14 protein-coding genes are annotated in these 14,625 nt (G+C 74.0%); 12 read left to right on the top strand and 2 right to left on the bottom strand.

Annotated elements, in window-relative coordinates; genetic code table 11:
• The first annotated feature begins 123 nt into the window (after nucleotides 1-123).
• From IEZ27_RS25440 to IEZ27_RS25430, 4 genes are all read left to right on the top strand, one after another.
• On the top strand, nucleotides 124-1,998 hold the full coding sequence (locus IEZ27_RS25440) for a hypothetical protein (protein ID WP_189649540.1): 1,875 nt from the start codon (nucleotides 124-126) through the stop codon (nucleotides 1,996-1,998).
• Entirely contained in the window at nucleotides 1,982-3,439 is a 1,458-nt protein-coding gene (locus IEZ27_RS25435; RefSeq protein WP_189649539.1) for an ABC transporter substrate-binding protein, read from the top strand. The genes IEZ27_RS25440 and IEZ27_RS25435 overlap by 17 nt, the downstream gene beginning before the upstream one ends.
• A gap of 8 nt (nucleotides 3,440-3,447) precedes the next feature.
• On the top strand, nucleotides 3,448-3,570 hold the full coding sequence (locus IEZ27_RS55605; RefSeq protein ID WP_379478635.1) for a putative leader peptide: 123 nt from the start codon (nucleotides 3,448-3,450) through the stop codon (nucleotides 3,568-3,570).
• Nucleotides 3,571-3,649: 79 nt separating this feature from the next.
• Nucleotides 3,650-4,606: a TauD/TfdA dioxygenase family protein gene (locus tag IEZ27_RS25430; RefSeq protein WP_125632834.1), complete on the top strand. Its 957-nt coding sequence runs from the start codon at nucleotides 3,650-3,652 to the stop codon at nucleotides 4,604-4,606.
• A 91-nt stretch (nucleotides 4,607-4,697) separates the two neighbouring features.
• Here IEZ27_RS25430 and IEZ27_RS25425 read toward each other — a convergent pair whose 3' ends face one another.
• Nucleotides 4,698-5,825, bottom strand: a complete 1,128-nt coding sequence (locus IEZ27_RS25425) for an acyltransferase family protein (protein ID WP_189649538.1) — start codon at nucleotides 5,823-5,825, stop codon at nucleotides 4,698-4,700.
• 47 nt (nucleotides 5,826-5,872) lie between these two features.
• The gene (locus tag IEZ27_RS25420; protein ID WP_189649537.1) at nucleotides 5,873-6,085 is read right to left on the bottom strand and encodes a hypothetical protein; all 213 of its coding nucleotides are present in this window, start codon (nucleotides 6,083-6,085) and stop codon (nucleotides 5,873-5,875) included.
• A 164-nt stretch (nucleotides 6,086-6,249) separates the two neighbouring features.
• Here IEZ27_RS25420 and IEZ27_RS25415 point away from each other — a divergent pair, with 164 nt between their 5' ends.
• The 8 genes from IEZ27_RS25415 to IEZ27_RS25380 are packed head-to-tail and all read left to right on the top strand — an operon-like array spanning nucleotide 6,250 to nucleotide 14,610.
• Complete coding sequence (locus IEZ27_RS25415) at nucleotides 6,250-7,584, top strand: aminopeptidase P family protein (protein ID WP_229824311.1); 1,335 nt, start codon at nucleotides 6,250-6,252, stop codon at nucleotides 7,582-7,584.
• Nucleotides 7,585-7,634: 50 nt separating this feature from the next.
• Complete coding sequence (locus IEZ27_RS25410; RefSeq protein ID WP_189649536.1) at nucleotides 7,635-8,540, top strand: dihydrodipicolinate synthase family protein; 906 nt, start codon at nucleotides 7,635-7,637, stop codon at nucleotides 8,538-8,540.
• The gene (locus tag IEZ27_RS25405) at nucleotides 8,537-9,538 is read left to right on the top strand and encodes a proline racemase family protein (protein WP_125632826.1); all 1,002 of its coding nucleotides are present in this window, start codon (nucleotides 8,537-8,539) and stop codon (nucleotides 9,536-9,538) included. The genes IEZ27_RS25410 and IEZ27_RS25405 overlap by 4 nt, the downstream gene beginning before the upstream one ends.
• Nucleotides 9,535-10,212: a GntR family transcriptional regulator gene (locus IEZ27_RS25400; protein WP_189649535.1), complete on the top strand. Its 678-nt coding sequence runs from the start codon at nucleotides 9,535-9,537 to the stop codon at nucleotides 10,210-10,212. The genes IEZ27_RS25405 and IEZ27_RS25400 overlap by 4 nt, the downstream gene beginning before the upstream one ends.
• On the top strand, nucleotides 10,209-11,378 hold the full coding sequence (locus IEZ27_RS25395) for an NAD(P)/FAD-dependent oxidoreductase (RefSeq protein ID WP_189649534.1): 1,170 nt from the start codon (nucleotides 10,209-10,211) through the stop codon (nucleotides 11,376-11,378). Before IEZ27_RS25400 ends, IEZ27_RS25395 begins: the two co-directional genes overlap by 4 nt.
• Nucleotides 11,375-11,656 carry a (2Fe-2S)-binding protein gene (locus tag IEZ27_RS25390; RefSeq protein WP_189649533.1) on the top strand — a complete coding sequence of 94 codons (282 nt, stop codon included), beginning with the start codon at nucleotides 11,375-11,377 and terminating at the stop codon, nucleotides 11,654-11,656. Before IEZ27_RS25395 ends, IEZ27_RS25390 begins: the two co-directional genes overlap by 4 nt.
• Nucleotides 11,649-13,106, top strand: coding sequence for an FAD/NAD(P)-dependent oxidoreductase (locus IEZ27_RS25385; protein ID WP_189649532.1), 1,458 nt, complete (start codon nucleotides 11,649-11,651; stop codon nucleotides 13,104-13,106). The genes IEZ27_RS25390 and IEZ27_RS25385 overlap by 8 nt, the downstream gene beginning before the upstream one ends.
• Complete coding sequence (locus tag IEZ27_RS25380) at nucleotides 13,099-14,610, top strand: aldehyde dehydrogenase family protein (RefSeq protein WP_189649531.1); 1,512 nt, start codon at nucleotides 13,099-13,101, stop codon at nucleotides 14,608-14,610. The genes IEZ27_RS25385 and IEZ27_RS25380 overlap by 8 nt, the downstream gene beginning before the upstream one ends.
• Nucleotides 14,611-14,625 lie beyond the last annotated feature (15 nt).

Genomic DNA, 14,625 nt, shown 5'->3' with positions numbered 1-14,625 from the left:
ATGGTTGTTTTCCCGAATCTATCCAGCATGTTCTGATGGTTCGTTTCTATGATGGAAATGATCGCCCGCCGGGCGATGCTCATTCGGGTACGCACCACCTGACGACGACCCGGCAGGTCCCCCATGGCGGATTCGTTCGACGACGCCCACCTTCGCCTGGTGACGAAGGAGTGCCTCCCGCTCGGCAGCGGCGACCGGCTGCCGGTCATCGTGCTGCTCGGCCCGGACGGCACGGACAAGGACGTGTGCCTGACCCGCGTCTGGCGCAGCATCGCGCGGCCCGAGTCCCCACGGGTGCGGGTGGACTTCCGGCTGCCGGGGCTGCGCGACGCGCCCGTGGTCAAGACCGTGGAGCGCATCGCCCACGACCTGATGGAGAGCTCCAGCGTCAGGCTGCCCCGGGTGGTCTTCGCGCTGCACGTGCTGGCCCTGGACCCCCGGGACCGCTCCGACAACGAGCTGGCGAGCGAACTGGACGACCTCGTGGACGGCGGCGACCCCGAACGCCTGTCGGACGCCCTGGCCCTGCTGCGCGACCTGCTCGGCCGTATCCCGGGGGCCGAGCCGCTGGCCGCGCTCACCTCACTGATCGAGTACGCCGCCAAGGGCCAGCGCCGCCGCGTGGTCAGGCTGCTCAACGGCAAGGGCCGTACGTGGCTGGCCGCCCAGATGGCCAACGGCAACGTGATCGACCTGGCCAGGCGGCGGGACGGCCACGGCGGCGACCCGTCCGGGTCCGCCGGGTCGATCCTGTGCCGGGCCCTGGTCGCCGACCTGACCGACTCCTGGTCCAAGAGCCACCGCTACGCCCGTGGTTGCCTGCTGCTGCTGGAGGGCGCCGAGACCGCTGGGGGACGCGCGTTGCTGAAGGCGCTCGGCCCGGCCAAGGGCGAAGACCCGCTGCTGGTGGTGGCCGAGTCGAAGCAGTGGTTGCCGATGGGCGGCTCGTGGTCGCGTCCGGGCACGGCCGTCCCCGGCGCGGCCGGCCCGCCGCCGCTCAGCGAGGCGAGCTACCGCGACTGGCGGGCCGGCTATGCGGGCCGGGAGCAGCCGTGGTGGTATCCCGTGCTGATGCCGCCCCTGCGGGCCGACAGGTCGCGGGCCTACGCCCCGGCGGTCCAGGAGCTGACCGGCGGCCATCCGGCGGTGACCCGGCGGCTCGGCAGGCTCGCCGCCACGGCCGAGGACGACGACGCCTTCCGCGCCGTCCTGTGCCGCGAGGACGTGCTGCGCTGGCCCGACTGGCTGCACCTGGCCCACCTGGACGAGCTGACCGACTGGGCGGCGGCCCGGAACCTGGACGACGCCGAGAGCGCCCTGCTCAGGCGGGCCGGCCGGGCACCCGACCTGCGCAACGAGCTGGCCGACCTGCTCTGGCTCACCCGCCGCCCCGAGGACCTGGACCCGCACGGCCGGTACGCCGGGGCCCGCGGCCCCCAGGTCGCCGTGATCCACCCGTGGTTGCGGCGGCTCCTGCTGCACCGGCTCGACGTCACCGGCCGCTGGGACGACATCCACCGTGACCTGGAACGTTTCCACCACGGCCCCGAAGGTGAAGAGGACGCGCGCAGCCTGCACCACCGCCTGGCCCGCGCCGGCCGGGACGACCCCGAGGGCCATCTGGCGCACGTGGCCGGGGAGCTGCACCGGCTCTTCGACCGGCTCGACGTGCGCGAGGACGGCCGCAGCCGCCTGCCGGAGTGGCTCGCCTGCTTCAACGAGGTGACCGCCGCCCCGAACCGGCTGCCGCTCGTCACCCCCCTGGACGAGCTGTACGACTCCCTGGTGGCGACCGCCGCCCCGCACGGGCGCGGGGACTGGCTCGTCGTGATCAGGGCCCTGGTCGTGGACCGCTGGTTCTGGCTCGACCCGCTGCTCGACCCCTCCGGGAGCCGGGCCGAGCAGATCGCGCGCGGGCTCCGGGACCTGGCCAGACGTTCCGCCACCAGTCCGGCGATCTTGTTACGGGAGGCCGACAGGTATGAGCAGCGACGGTGATCTCGCGGGGACGGGCGACCCGGTCCCCGCGGAGGTCGGTGCGAGATGGGCGGCGGGCCGCCGCAACCGCGTCCTCCTCCGCAGGGGGCTGGCCGGGGTGCTCGTGGTCGCGGTCGTCGTCGTCCTCGGCCTCTACGTCAGGACGTCGCGGCTCACCGACGACGGCGACGCCTTCGGCCCCGACCTGGCCCCGGTCATGAGCCGCATCGCCGCCGAGAACGCGGAGGTGGACCGGAACCACCCGGGCGAGTACGTCACCGTCGTCGCGATGTTCCCGATGACCGGCTCGCAAACCGACATCTCCCTGAACAGGGAGAGCATCAGGCACGGCCTGGAGGGCATCCATCTGGCGCAGGTGTGGCGCAACCGGCAGCCGTCCTCGCCGCCGTACGTGAAGGTGCTGGTCGGCAGCGACGGGCCGGACGACTGGGAGCCGACGGTCGAGGCCGTCAAGGCCCGGACCGGGGACGAGCACATCGTGGCCGTGACCGGCCTGGGCGCCAGCACCGGCAACACCCGCAGCACGGTCGCGAGCCTGAGCGCGAGCCGGTACGCGATGGTCTCGGCGGTCATCACCTCCGACGAGCTCGCCGGCTTCCCGGGGCTGGCCCGCGTCGCCCCGCTGAACAGTGAGCAGGCCCAGGCCGGGGTGGTCCACGCCAGGAAGGTGAACCCCGCGCTCAAGGCGGTCGTCGTCAAGGACCTCAACCCGGCCGACAGCTACGTCAAGACCCTCGCCCGGTCCTACACCGGCGCGCTGAACGGCGGCGAACGCGTCATGGAGCTGTCGTTCGACTCTTCGACCAGGTTCTCCGGCACCGTGCTGGACGTCATCGCCGAGCGCGTCTGCAACTCCGGCGCGAACACCGTCCTGTACGCCGGGCGCAGCGAGCAGCTGCCCGCGCTGATGCAGGCGCTCAGCCAGCGCGACCGGTGCGTCGGCGGGGGCGTCACCGTGGTCACCGGCGACGACGCCGCCGAGATCAGCCACAAGGTCGACATGAGCATCTGGGGGGAGACCAGGATCAGGCTCTTCTACACGGCCCTGGCCCACCCGGCGAGTCTCGCCCAGCGCGACGGGCCGGTGCTCGCGGCGATCCGGGCCAGGTTCGCCGGCGGCGACCCCGACAGCTTCCAGAGCATGTTCCCGCACGAGAGCCTCGACGACGGCATGGCCATCATGCATCACGACGCCATGTTCGTGGCGCTGGAGACGGCCAAGGCGTTCGCCCGGGAGCCGGACGTGCCCTCGCCGCAGGACATGGCGAACATGCTGACCAGCGGCACGATCGCGGTGGACGGCGCGAGCGGCCCGATCAGGATCGTCGAGGGCGGCGCCCGCGAGACCAAGGACGTCCCGGTGCTCCAGCTCAACCCCAACGGCACCACGATGTACTCGGGCCGGGTCACGGTGACGGGCGGGCGTCCCGGCGGGGGCTGAGAGTTTTCATGTATTACCTATTGCTTTTGTGGGAAATTTCGCGCAGGATCAAGGGCGTGAAGAGCTTTCTGGTGGCCCGCCTCCACGTCGACCTCCGGCGGCAGGCGAGCGCGCTCTGTGCCGTGCGGTGACCTCCGGGTCCCCGCTCTCCTCGGACGCCCGAGCGTCCTCCCCCAGACCTTCCCCGAAGCTCAGAGGAGTGGCCGAACCATGTCAACCACCAGCGTTCTCACCGTCCGGCGCGTCGCCGGGCACATCGGCGCGGAGATCACCGGCGTCGATCTCGCCCATCCCCTCGATCCGTCCGTGGTGGCGGAGATCCGGCAGGCCCTGCTCGCGTACAAGGTCGTGTTCTTCCGGGGCCAGGAGCTCGACCACGCCGCGCAGATCGCCTTCGCCCGCCAGTTCGGCGAGCTGACCCACGCCCACCCGCACGAGGACGCGCCGCCCGAGGAGTTCCCGCAGATCCTGACCATCGACCCCCGCCGCTACGAGAAGCGGTACGGCGTCAACTACCGCGAGCTCTACCAAAGGAGGCGCTACTCCTACTTCTCCGGCTGGCACACCGACGTCACCGCCGCCGTCAACCCGCCGGCCGCCTCGATCCTGCGGGCGGAGACCGTCCCGGAGTTCGGCGGCGACACCCAGTGGACGAACCTGGTGGCCGCGTACGAAGGACTGTCCGCGCCGCTGCGCGACCTGGTGGACGGCCTGCGCGCCGAGCACCGCTTCCTGGCCGGCTACCAGGCCGCCGACGAGGACGGCAAGCTGGTCAAGCGCATCAACGACAACCTGCTGATCTCCGTGCACCCGGTGGTGCGGGTGCATCCGGAGACCGGTGAGCGGGCGCTGTTCGTCAACCCGGGCTTCACCGACCACATCGTGGGCCTGTCGGCCGTGGAGAGCCGTCGTGTCCTCGACCTGCTCTACGAGCAGCTCGCCCGGCCCGAGTACACCGTGCGCCTGCGCTGGCGGCCCGGCACCGTCGCCTTCTGGGACAACCGGGCCACCGCGCACCTGGCGCCGTCCGACCTCGACCACCTCGACGTGCAGCGCACGCTGCACCGGGTCACGCTGATCGGCGACCGTCCCGTCGGTCCCGACGGGTTCGTCTCCGAGATCGTGGCGGGAAGGGAGTTCAAGGCGCAGTCCCTCGTGGTCGCCTGACCGAGGGCCGCCACACCCGCGAGCGGGACCCGCTCGCGGCCACCGGACGCGCGGGCGGGGGCTGGGGGGTGCCCGCCCGCGACTCCCTTTTCTACGGCCGGGCCGGGACGCGCCGGCCGGCCAGCTGCCGGCCGAGACGCTGGGCCGGCGCCTCGATCACGTGGTACGTGACCAGGCACAGCGGGATCAGCACGAGGTAGTACAGCACCGGGTTCGGCAGCAGGTGCAGCAGGAGCGGGTGCAGCAGGTAGAGCGAGAAGCTGATCACGCCGAGCCGGGTCAGCGGGCGCGGGAACGCCCTGCGCCGCAACGCCAGCGCCAGCGCGAAGACGGCGAACGCGAGCACGAGCGCGGGCGCCCAGCCGGGATCGTCCTTGGCGGGGATCCCGCAGGCCAGCACCGCCAGCGCCGCCAGCCCGGCGGTCCGCCAGGAGATCGTGCCCTGCTCGGCGCGGTACACGGCGGTCCCGGCGAACATCGCGGCCAGGATGATCACGCCCTGCCAGGTGCCGGCCCGGCTGCCCAGGATCACCAGGGCCAGCCCGAGCAGCCCGCCCGCGACGGCGGCCGCCGTACGGGCCCGGCCGTGTCCGAGGACGGTGACCGCGATCGCCGCGACGACCGCGAGGCCGAGCAGCGCGGCGACCAGGTCGGCCTCGCCGTTGATCGACGCGCCCGGCAGCAGCAGCCCCGCCGGCACGGCCAGCACCGCCAGGGAGACCGCGATCCCCGCCGACCGGTGGGCCTGGCCGGTCGCGAACAGCCCCACGCTGATCAGGTAGAACGCCATCTCGTACGAGAGCGTCCAGGTCACGCCGATGACGGGCGGCAGGTTGAGCAACTCCTGCGTCATGGTCAGGTTCCCGAGCACGACCAGAGGCGCGGGGCGGTCGCCGAGCCCGGAACCGAGGGAGAACAGCCCCGCCAGGCCGAGCAGGAGCGCCAGGGCGAGCGCGGTGAGCAGCAGCGGCAGCAGGCGGAAGGCCCGGCCGGTCCAGAAGGCGCGCAGGTCGCCGCGCCGTTCCAGGGAGGCGGGGATGATGTAGCCGCTGACCAGGAAGAACACGAACACGCCCCACGTGCCGACGTCGATCCTGCGGTCGACGACCGCCCACACGGCCGGGACGAAGGCCCAGCCGGCGTGGTGGGCGGTGACGGCCAGCGCTGCCGGTCCCCGCAGGGCGTCCAGCCAGGCCAGCCGGGCGGAGGCGGGGGACATCTGTCGGATTCTAGGCCATTTGCGACAGACCCCTCCGGCGGTGTGGCCTAGTCGCCGCGGCGGCGGGACGGCGCCCGCAGCAGGCGCAGGCCGATCACCACGACGGCGACGCCCACGACGAGGACCACCGGCCCGACGACCGCCCAGGTGGCGTTGCCGCTCATCACGCTGCCGCCGACCACGCCGAGCCCCTGGAGCGTCCACAGCCCGCCCACCAGGGCCAGGAGCACGCCGACGACGATGAGGATCCAAGAGGTCATCGTTCTTCCCGTCTTTCTTCGGTGAACGCGCTTACCTGAGGGTCACCGCGCACTCTTCCACATCCCGGAGAAAAGGGGCATGGGCCACCACTTGGCAGAAGCGCTTCTCCGCCTTAGAGTCAGTGCAATGCCACACATTACTGATTGGGAAGGGATGTGCGCCGGTGCGTGACGGCAGGCCCCCGAAGCTTTCCGAGATCCCCGCGTTCGCCGCGTACATGAACACCGGCTGGGACACCCCCGACCGCACGCCGTCCGTCGTGCCTGGCGCGGCGCAGGCGGCCGCCGCCCACCGGGCCCGGCTGGCCGAGGCGCTGCCCGGCCGGACCGTCGTGCTGGCCGCGGGGCAGGCCCCGGTCCGCAACAACGACACCGTCTACGACTTCCGCGCCGACAGCGACTTCGTCTGGCTCACGGGCTGCCAGATCGAGAACGCCGTCCTGGTGCTGGCGGGCGCCGAGGCCACCGTCTACCTCCCGCCGCCCGCCTACCCGGGCGACCCGGCGTTCTACACCGACGCCAGGTACGGCGAGTTGTGGGTGGGCGCCGCGCCGGGCCTGGAGGACTGGGCGAAGGCGCTGGGCGTCGCGGTCCGGCCGCTCGCCGAGCTGACCGCCGAGATCACGCAGGACCAGGAGGTCCGCCGCGTGCTCGCCGAGCTGCGCATGTACAAGGACGACTGGGAGGCCGGGCAGCTCCGCGAGGCGGTGGACCGCACCGTCGAGGGCTTCGCCGCCGTCGTCCGCGAGATCCCCGCCGCGATCGACGGCCCCGGCGAGCGCTGGCTCCAGGGCACCTTCGACCGGTACGCCCGCGCGTACGGCAACGGCCCTGGGTACGCCTCCATCGTCGGCAGCGGCCCGCACGCCCCCACGCTGCACTGGGTACGCTGCGACGGCCCGGTGCTCCCCGGCGAGCTGCTCCTGCTCGACCTCGGCGTCGAGGCGGCGAGCTGCTACACCGCCGACGTCACCCGTACCTTCCCGGCCTCCGGCCGCTTCTCCCCGGCCCAGCGGCAGGTGCACGACCTGGTCGAACGGGCCCACCGGGCCGGGCTCGCCGCGGTCGCCCCCGGCCGCCGCTTCAGCGACTTCCACCACGCGGCGATGGAGGTCATCGCGTACGGGCTGGCCGACTGGGGCCTGCTGCCGGTCTCGGTGGACGAGGCGCTGTCCGACGCCGGGCAGCACCACCGCCGCTACCTGGTCTGCGGCGTCGGCCACCACCTGGGCCTGGACGTGCACGACTGCGGCCGGGCGAGCCAGGAGTCCTACCAGGACGCGATCATGGCCCCCGGCATGGCGCTCACCGTCGAGCCCGGCCTGTACTTCCACGCCCACGACCTCACCGTCCCGCCCGAGCTGCGCGGCGTCGGCGTACGGATCGAGGACGACCTGCTGGTCACCGAGCACGGCGCCGACGTGTTGTCGGCCGCGCTGCCCCTGGACGCCGACGGGCTGGAGAAGTGGATGGCCGCCGGCCAGCCGCCGTCGATGTGACATTGCACCGCGTAACCTTTTGTACATCCCCAGTGAGGAGAACCTTCCGCATGACCACCTCCGCCACTCCGTGGCGTGGCATCCACGTCGCGACGGCCCTGCCCTTCCACGACGACCTCTCCGTGGACCACGACGCGTACGCCGAACACGTGCGGTTCCTGGCCGAGGGCGGCTGCGACGGCGTGACGCCCAACGGCTCGCTGGGCGAGTACCAGACGCTCACCCCGCAGGAGCGGGCCCGGGTCGTCGAGACCGCCGTCGCGGCCGCCCCCGAGGGGTTCGGCGTCATGCCGGGCGTCGCCGCGTACGGCTCGATCGAGGCCCGGCTCTGGGCCGACCAGGCCGCCGAGGCCGGGGCCACGTCCGTGTTGCTGCTGCCGCCGAACGCCTACCGGGCCCCGCGCGAGGCCGTCGTCGCCCACTACCGGGAGGTCGCCAAGGCCGGGCTGCCGGTCGTCGCCTACAACAACCCGTTCGACACCAAGGTCGACCTGACGCCGGAACTGCTGGCCGAGCTGTTCCACGAGGGCCTGATCGTCGGCGTCAAGGAGTTCACCGGGGACGTGCGCAGGGCGTACGAGATCGCCGAGCTGGCGCCGGAGCTGGACCTGCTGATCGGGGCCGACGACGTGCTGCTGGAGCTGGGCATGGCCGGGGCCGTCGGGTGGATCGCCGGGTACCCGAACATGATCCCGCTGGCCACGACCCGCCTGTACCGGCTGGCGACCTCGGGCGACCCCGCCGACCTGCCCGAGGCGCTGCGCCTCTACCGCGACCTGCACCCGCTGCTGCGCTGGGACTCCAAGCCCGAGTTCGTGCAGTCGATCAAGTTGTCCATGGACCTCGCCGGACGCAAGGGCGGCGCCTGCCGGCCGCCGCGCCTGCCGCTCGCGCCCGAGCTGGTCGCCCGTATCACCGCCGACACCGAGGCCGTCCTGGAAAAGGGCTACAAGTGAGATCCCGCCGGACCTTCCACGCCGTCGACTCCCACACCGAGGGCATGCCCACCCGCGTGATCGTCGGCGGCGTCGGCACCATCCCCGGGGCGACCATGGCCGAGCGCCGGTTGTGGTTCATGGAGAACAGCGACGACGTGCGCACGCTGCTCATGTACGAGCCGCGCGGCCACGCCGCGATGAGCGGCGCGATCCTCCAGCCGCCGACCCGGCCCGACGCCGACTACGGCGTGTTGTTCATCGAGGTCTCCGGGCTGCTGCCGATGTGCGGCCACGGCACGATCGGGGTGGCGACCGTCCTGGTGGAGACCGGGATGGTGCCCGTCGTCGAGCCGGTCACCACGATCCGGCTGGACACGCCCGCCGGGCTGGTGGTCGCGTCCGTGACGGTCGAGGACGGCGCGGCGACCTCGGTGACCATCCAGAACGTGCCCTCGTTCGCGTACGCGCTGGACCGCAAGGTCGAGGTGCCCGGCTACGGCGAGATCGGCTACGACCTGGCCTTCGGCGGCAACTTCTACGCGTTCGTCGAGCTGGCCGACCTGGGCCTGCCCTTCGACCGGGCGCGCGCCGGCGACCTGCTGGCGGCCGGCCTCGCGATCATGGACGCGGTGAACGAGCACGACCGGCCGGTCCACCCCGAACGCCCCGACATCAACGGCTGCCACCACGTCTACCTGGCCGCCCCCGGCTCGACCGCGCAACTGTCCAGGCACGCCATGGCCATCCACCCCGGCTGGTTCGACCGCTCGCCGTGCGGCACCGGCACCAGCGCCCGCATGGCCCAGTTCCACGCGAAGGGCGAGCTGGCGATCGGGGACGACTTCGTCAACGAGTCGTTCATCGGCACCCGCTTCACCGGGCGGCTGCTCGGCGAGACCACGGCCGGCCCGCTGCCCGCCGTGCTGCCCTCGATCACCGGCCGCGCCTGGGTCACCGGCACCTCGCAGTTCCACCTCGACCCGACCGACCCGTTCCCGGCGGGTTTCCTGCTGTGAGCCTCGCACCCGAACTGCGCGTCATCGGCCGCAGGGAGAACCTGCGCGACCGCATCAGGGACGCCCTGCGCGCCGCGATCATCTCCGGCGAGCTGGAACCCGGCGTGGTCTACTCGGCCCCCGCCCTCGGCGCGCAGTTCGGCGTGTCGGCCACCCCGGTCCGGGAGGCGATGCTCGACCTGGTCAAGGAGGGGCTGATCGTGCCCCACCCCAACAAGGGCTTCCGGGTGACCGAGATGTCGGAGGAGGACCTCGACAACCTGGCCGCCGTCCGGCTGCTCATCGAGCCGCCGGCCGTACGCGAGACCGTGCCGGTGATCCCCGAGGCCGACTTCCCGCACCTGCGCGAGCTGGCCCAGGACATCGTGGACGCCGCCGAACTCGGTGACCTGGTCGCCTACGTCGAGGCCGACCACGTCTTCCACCTGACCCTGCTCGGGCACACCGGCAACCGTTTCCTGCTCGACGTCGTGTCCGACCTGCGCGCCAGGACGAGGCTGCTCGGCCTGACCCCGCTGCTGCGCGGCGGCGGGCTGGCGCGTTCGGCGGCCGAGCACCACGAACTGCTCGACCTGGTCGAGGCGCGCGACCCGGTGGGGGCCGAACTGCTCATGCACCGCCATATCGGCCACGTACGCGGCCTGTGGGCGGGCGGCGCGAAGGGCACGCCGTGAGCGCCGACCTGGTCGTGGTCGGCGCGGGCGTGGTGGGCGCGGCCGGCGCGTACTTCGCCGCGCTGGCCGGGCTGCGCGTGGTGGTCGTCGAGCGCGGCGCCATCGCCGGGGGCACCTCCAGCGCGGGCGAGGGCAACCTGCTGGTGTCCGACAAGGAGGCCGGCCCCGAGCTCGACCTCGCGCTCTACTCCCAGCGGGTGTGGCGCGAGGACCTGGGCGAGCACACCGGGCTGTGGGAGTTCGAGGCCAAGGGCGGCCTGGTCGTCGCGGCGTCGGAGCACGGCGTCGCGTCGCTGCGCGAGCTGGGCGAGCACCAGCGCCGCCACGGCGTCGAGGTACGCGACGTCGCCGGGGACGAGCTGCGCGACTACGAGCCGCACCTCGCGCCCGGCCTGGCCGGAGCCGCCTTCTACCCCCAGGACGCCCAGGTCCAGCCCATGCTGGTGGTCGCCCACCTGCTCCGCCTGGCCCGCGCCCACGGCGCCCGCGTACGCACCCGCACCGCCGTCACGGGCTTCCTGCGCGACGGCGACCGCGTGACCGGCGTGCGCACCACGGCCGGCGACCTGCCCGCCGGGGCGGTGCTCAACGCGACCGGCACGTGGGCCGGCGACGTCGCCGCCCTGGCCGGGGTGCACGTCCCCGTGCTGCCCAGGCGCGGGTTCGTCCTCGTCACCCAGCCCATGCCGCCCCGGACGATCCGGCACAAGGTCTACGCCGCCGAGTACGTCGGCGACGTGGCCAGCTCCGACGCCGCCCTGCAGACCTCGCCCGTCGTCGAGGGCACCGGCAGCGGCACGATCCTCATCGGCGCCTCCCGTGAGCGCGTCGGCTTCGACCGCACGTTCTCCACCGAGGCGGCCGGCGCGCTGGCGGCCAAGGCGATCGTGTTGTTCCCGATGTTGCGCGACGTCCGGGCCATGCGCACCTATCTGGGGTTCCGGCCGTACTGCCCGGACCATCTGCCGGTGATCGGCCCCGACCCGCGCGCGCCCGGTCTGTGGCACGCCTGCGGGCACGAGGGCGCCGGCATCGGCCTGTCCGCGGGCACCGGCAAGCTGATCGCCCAGGCGCTCACCGGGCGGGCTCCCGACCTCGACCTCGGGCCGTTCGCGCCCGACCGTTTCCCCGACACCGTTCCGGCGACCGAGGAGGCGCCCCGATGACCCACGAGCTGACCTTCCGCGGCACGACCGTCCGCGCCGAGCCCGGCCAGAGCGTAGGCGCCGCCCTGGTGGCGGCCGGCATCCTCGACTGGCGCACCACCCGGGTGGCGGGCCGGCCGCGCGGCCTGTTCTGCGGCATCGGCGTCTGCTTCGACTGCCTGATCACCGTCGACGGCGTCCCCGACCAGCGCGCCTGCCTGGTCCCGGCCCGCGACGGCATGCGCCTCGGCGACGAGCCCGCCCCGGGCGACGGCGAGCCGGGAGGCGGCCATGCGTGAGACGTACGACGTCGCCGTGGTCGGCGCGGGCCCGGCGGGGCTGGCCGCCGCCGTCGAGGCCGCCGAGGCCGGGCTCGGCGTCGCCCTCGTCGACGCCGCCGGGCAGCCAGGCGGCCAGTTCTGGCGGCACTACGACGAACGCCACGCCCGCCCCGGCGACAGCGCGGGCCACCACGGCTGGGCGGTCTTCACCCGGCTCCGCGACCGGCTGCGCGCCCTGAGCTCAGCCGGACGGATCAGCTACCTGCCCGGCCTCCAGGTCTGGCTCGCCACCCGCGACGGCGGCGGCACGTTCACGCTGCGCGCCACGCCGGTCGTCCCCGGCGAGGGGACGGCGGTCACCGCCCGCGCGCTGATCCTGTGCCCCGGAGGCTACGACCGGCAGCTTCCCGTCCCGGGCTGGGACCTGCCCGGCGTGATGGCGGCCGGGGGAGTGCAGGCCCTGCTCAAGGGGCAGCGCACGCTCGCCGGCCGCCGTGCGGTGGTCGCCGGGACCGGGCCGTTCCTGCTGCCCGTCGCGACCGGCCTGGCCGCCGCCGGGGCACGGGTCGCCGCCGTCGCCGAGGCCAACGCCACGCTCGGCTGGCTGCGCGACCTGCGGGGAGCGGCGTCGGCGCCCGCCAAGGGGTTCGAGGCCGTCCAGTACGCGGCGCTGATGGCCCGCCACCGCGTCCCGTACCGGACGAGGACCGTGGTCACCGAGATCCTGGGCGAGGACCGGGTCGAGGCGGTCCGGCTCAGCGGGACCGGCCGCGACGGCCGCCCGGCCGGGCCGGTCACGGAGGTCGCCGCCGACCTCGTCGCGCTCGGCTGGGGCTTCACGCCCTCGCTGGAACTGCCGCTCATGCTCGGCGCGGACACCAGGAAGGACACCGACGGCTCGCTCGTCGTGACCGTGGACGCCTTCCAGCGCACCGGCGTCCCCGGCCTGTACGTCGCGGGCGAGGCCACCGGCGTCGGCGGCGCCGTACTGGCCGGGCAGGAGGGCAGGCTGAGCGCCCTGGCGCTGGCCCGTACGCTCGGCCGTCCCGCCGACCCGGCGCTGATGGGCCGGTTGCGCCGGTCGATCGTACGCGGGCGCCGCTTCGCCGCGGCCATGCACCGGACCTACCCCGTGCCGCCCGCCTGGACGTCCTGGCTGCGGGACGACACGCTGGTCTGCCGCTGCGAGGAGGTCTCCTACGGCGATCTCCGCCACGCCCACGACGACCTGGGCGCCGACGACCCGCGCACGATGAAGATGCTGGCCAGGCCCGGCATGGGGTGGTGCCAGGGACGGGTGTGCGGGTTCGCCACCGCCGGCGTCGCGGCCTGCCTGAGCCGCCGCGAGAGCACGGCGGACGACCTGCGCCCGCTGTCCACCCGGAGCCTGGCGGCCCCGGTGCCCCTGGGCGAACTGGCCGCCCTGACCGACGAAGACGCCGAAGGAAGAGGAAGAGACCTTGAGTGACGTTCTGAGTGTCGACCCGCGTACCGGGGAGCCCCGCGAGCGTGTCGCGGCGGAGTCGGCCCCGCAGGACGTGGACCGTGCCGTACGCGCCGCCGCCGCCACCCTCCCGGCGCTGGCCGACCGCGCCGTACGCGCCGACCTGCTGCGTACCGCCGCCGCGCTCCTGGAGGAGGGCGGCGAGGAGATCATCGCGACCGCCGACGCCGAGACGGCGCTCGGCCGGGTACGCCTCACCGGCGAGCTGGCCCGCACCTGCTACCAGCTGCGCGCCTTCGCCGAGGTGGCCGAGGCGGGCGCCTTCCTGGACGTGATCATCGACCACGCCGACCCGGACGCCCGCCCGGCCCCCCGCCCCGACCTGCGGCGTTACAAGGTGCCGCTGGGCGTGGTCGCGGTCTTCTCGGCGAGCAACTTCCCGCTGGCCTTCAGCGTGCCGGGCGGCGACACCGCCAGCGCGCTGGCCGCCGGCTGCCCGGTCGTCGTCAAGGCGCATCCGGACCACCCGGCGACCAGCGTCCTGACCGCCCGCGCGCTGCGCGCCGCCGCGGAGAAGGCCGGCCTGCCCGCCGACGTCGTGGGCCTGGTCCACGGCTTCTCGGCGGGCCCGGAGCTGGTCCGCCACCCGCTGACCGCCGCCGTCGGATTCACCGGCTCGGTACGCGGCGGCCGGGCGCTGCACGACCTGGCCGCCGCCCGGCCGAGGCCGATCCCGTTCCACGGCGAGCTGGGCAGCCTCAACCCGGTCGTGGTGACCGAGCAGGCGGCCGCGACCAGGGCGGCCGCGATCGGCGCCGGGCTGGCCGCCTCCTACACCCAGGGCCTCGGCCAGTTCTGCGTCAAGCCGGGCCTGGTCCTGCTGCCCGCGGGCGCGGCGGGCGACGCGGTGCTCGACGCCGTGGTCACGGCCACGGTGCCCGCCGGGCCGCTGCTCGACCCGCGCATGCGGGCGGCCTTCCTCGACGGCGTACGCTCCCGGGCCGCGTTGCCCGGCGTCGCGCAGGCGCTGGCCGCGGGCGAGGACGAGGCCGCGCCGCTCGCCGTCCGGCCGGGCGTGCTGACCGTGGCGGCCGGACAGCTCGCCGCCGGCACCCACGCCGAGCTGCTGGAGGAGTGCTTCGGCCCGGTCACCGTCGTGGCCCGCTACGGCTCCGAGGCCGAGCGGGACGCGGTGCTCGGCACGTTGCCCGGCAACCTCACCGCGACCGTGCACCTGGGGGCCGGCGAGCGCGAGGGCGCGGCGGCCGGGCTGGTCGCCAGGCTGGCCGGACTGGCCGGGCGCGTCGTCGTGGACGGCTGGCCCACCGGCGTGACGGTCGCCCCCGCGATGCAGCACGGCGGGCCGTACCCGGCCTCGACCAGCACCTCGACCTCGGTCGGCAGCACCGCGATCGAGCGCTGGCTGCGCCCGGTGTGCTTCCAGGACACCCCCGACGCGCTGCTGCCGCCGGAGCTGCGCGAGGACAACCCGCTCGGCGTCCCGCGCCGGGTGGACGGAGTCGCCTGACAGGTTTATCTACAC

Source organism: Nonomuraea spiralis (assembly GCF_014648435.1).
Classification (GTDB): Bacteria; Actinomycetota; Actinomycetes; order Streptosporangiales; family Streptosporangiaceae; genus Nonomuraea; species Nonomuraea spiralis.
Note: the sequence above shows the minus strand (reverse complement) of the source record. Positions and strands in the feature narration are given on the sequence as shown.

Excerpts from the sequence above, each read along its gene's own strand:
- IEZ27_RS25440 (WP_189649540.1), top strand. The coding sequence starts at position 124 with ATGGCGGATTCGTTCGACGACGCCCACCTTCGCCTGGTGACGAAGGAG.
- IEZ27_RS25435 (WP_189649539.1), top strand. The coding sequence starts at position 1,982 with ATGAGCAGCGACGGTGATCTCGCGGGGACGGGCGACCCGGTCCCCGCG.
- IEZ27_RS55605 (WP_379478635.1), top strand. The coding sequence starts at position 3,448 with ATGTATTACCTATTGCTTTTGTGGGAAATTTCGCGCAGGATCAAGGGC.
- IEZ27_RS25430 (WP_125632834.1), top strand. The coding sequence starts at position 3,650 with ATGTCAACCACCAGCGTTCTCACCGTCCGGCGCGTCGCCGGGCACATC.
- IEZ27_RS25425 (WP_189649538.1), bottom strand. The coding sequence starts at position 5,825 with ATGTCCCCCGCCTCCGCCCGGCTGGCCTGGCTGGACGCCCTGCGGGGA.
- IEZ27_RS25420 (WP_189649537.1), bottom strand. The coding sequence starts at position 6,085 with ATGACCTCTTGGATCCTCATCGTCGTCGGCGTGCTCCTGGCCCTGGTG.
- IEZ27_RS25410 (WP_189649536.1), top strand. The coding sequence starts at position 7,635 with ATGACCACCTCCGCCACTCCGTGGCGTGGCATCCACGTCGCGACGGCC.
- IEZ27_RS25390 (WP_189649533.1), top strand. The coding sequence starts at position 11,375 with ATGACCCACGAGCTGACCTTCCGCGGCACGACCGTCCGCGCCGAGCCC.
- IEZ27_RS25385 (WP_189649532.1), top strand. The coding sequence starts at position 11,649 with ATGCGTGAGACGTACGACGTCGCCGTGGTCGGCGCGGGCCCGGCGGGG.